This window comes from Kitasatospora sp. NPDC059088 (assembly GCF_042738155.1).
Taxonomy (GTDB): domain Bacteria; phylum Actinomycetota; class Actinomycetes; order Streptomycetales; family Streptomycetaceae; genus Kitasatospora.
Genome location: NZ_JBHYGR010000297.1, coordinates 1 through 1,822, shown reverse-complemented (window position 1 = coordinate 1,822; position 1,822 = coordinate 1). Strand labels below are relative to the sequence as shown.

Sequence of the window (1,822 nt, the reverse complement as noted above, 5' to 3'; positions counted from 1 at the left end):
TGTCCACCCGCCGCCGACGCTCTGCCAGGGGCAGCCGCACCGCGCCGACGCTGCGCAGCACCGTCTTCTCGGCGCCCGCCTTGACGGCCTCCTCCTTGGCGGCCGGGCTCAGCGCGGTACGCAGCCCCGTGCCGTCCGTCTCGAAGACGCCGACACGGGGAAGGTCCAGGAGTACGTCCCCGGCCAGGACAGCGCTGTAGAGCTCGTGGGAGTGGATCACCGGGTGCTCGCCAGGCGGGAAGTCCCGGCTCATGGTGCCGAAGTCGCTGGTGGGCCGCTGCGGGACGACCGACACGAACGTGCCGGTCGCCAGCACCGTCTCCCGGCTGTAGCTCTCCTTCTTCACCGCGACCATGTAGCCGAACAGATCGTCGTCCAGGTGCAGATCGGGGCGGCCCGCGGTGTAAGCCTGCTGCTTGGCGCCAGAACCGCTGCGGGTCACCGGCGATCGCGACTCCTGCACGGGCAGGCTGTCGCGCAGCCAACGGCGGAACGCCTGCGCGGACACGTACGGGTGGACGTTCCGCCCGACCCGCAACTGCTTGACCTTGCCGTTGTTGTCCTCCGCCAAGCCGTTGTTCGGGGCACCCGCCACAACATCCAGAACGATCTTGCCAACCAGGTACGTCACTGCTGCTCATCCTCCGTGTCGAACGTCATCGCTTCGAGGTCGCGGGGATCGAGATCCTCCTCGCTCTCCTCCTCCGGCTGCTTGGGCTTCCAGCCGAGCGAGTTCAGCTCCTGCAGCACACCGACCAGGAACATGTCCCGGTGGAACCAAGCCGGGTTCTGCGAGACCGGGCTGAACAGCAGCTCGAAGCCCCGCTCGGTCACCAACGGCCCCGCTGCTCCGACGGGCGGCTTGACGGTCCACTGCACGCCCTGGGATGTGAGCCACCCGCGCAGCTTCGACGGGTCGCGCAGCAGGGTGCGGAAGCTCCGCAGTTGGCCGCCGGTGGTGGCGGTGTTCAGCAGCGCGGCCACGTTGCGGGCGGTCCTGGCGATTTCGGCCAGGTCTTTCTCGGTCATCAGCATTACCTCGGTGGCGAAGGAGTTGAGCAGCGCGGCCAGGGCCTCGGCCCGGGAACGGTCGCGCCCCGAGCGGGTCAGGCAGTTGAGGAGCCGGCCGTGGCCGGCGGCCACGATCCGGCTGGGCGTGCGGAAGACGTTGCGGGCCAAGGCCACGAGCCCGGGCGTCGACGTACTGGCGTGGGCGCGAACCAGCTCCGCGAAGCCGGCGCGCCGATCACCCAGCCGCTGGGTGCGGCGCAGCCACTCGGCCAGCGGCTGGTCCAGTGAGTGGGTCTCCAGCTCTTGGCCGCGGTTGTTGTTGTTGAACACCACGAGGTCGACGGCAGCGCCCATCGGGCGGCGGTGGGTGCGCAGCGCGACAAGTGCGACGACCTCCTGCGCGCCGGTCTGCCGTTTGCTGGCGTCGCCGGTGGCGGCGAGCATCCGGTTGTGGTCGACCTGCTCGGCCACAGCGTGCTGGAGGAAGTCGTCGTCCCAGCTGTGCAGGGCGATGGACGGGCCGCCGGTCAGGCGCACCCCGTAGGGCAGCGCGTAGAAGCTGTTCAGGCACGGCCAGCACAGGGCCATCCCGTCGTGGTCTCGCGGGGTGGTGTTGCGGTACGCCTGGCTCTCGGCGAGTGGCACGTCGCTCTTCCCGTAGTACCCGACGGCCTGCCGTGAGCACAGCGCGCAGACCGTGGGCGGCCTGCCGGACTGCGGGGGCAGAGTCCGCCACTGCCCCACGCGCTCCGTGATCTCGGCATCGGTGCGCTTGCCGTTGCCGGGGTGGTTCATCGCGGTGTTGGGGAAG

Annotated in this window: 2 protein-coding genes; both read right to left on the bottom strand. The window is 70.0% G+C overall.

Features of this window, described 5'->3' with window-relative positions; all coding sequences use genetic code 11:
* Positions 1–631 (bottom strand): type I-B CRISPR-associated protein Cas7/Cst2/DevR (gene cas7i / locus ACFWXO_RS45460; protein WP_380533148.1); only part of this gene is annotated, 631 nt, incomplete at its 3' end.
* Positions 628–1,822: hypothetical protein (locus tag ACFWXO_RS45455; RefSeq protein WP_380533145.1), on the bottom strand; the 1,195-nt coding region annotated here is incomplete at its 5' end. The genes ACFWXO_RS45455 and cas7i, both read right to left, overlap by 4 nt.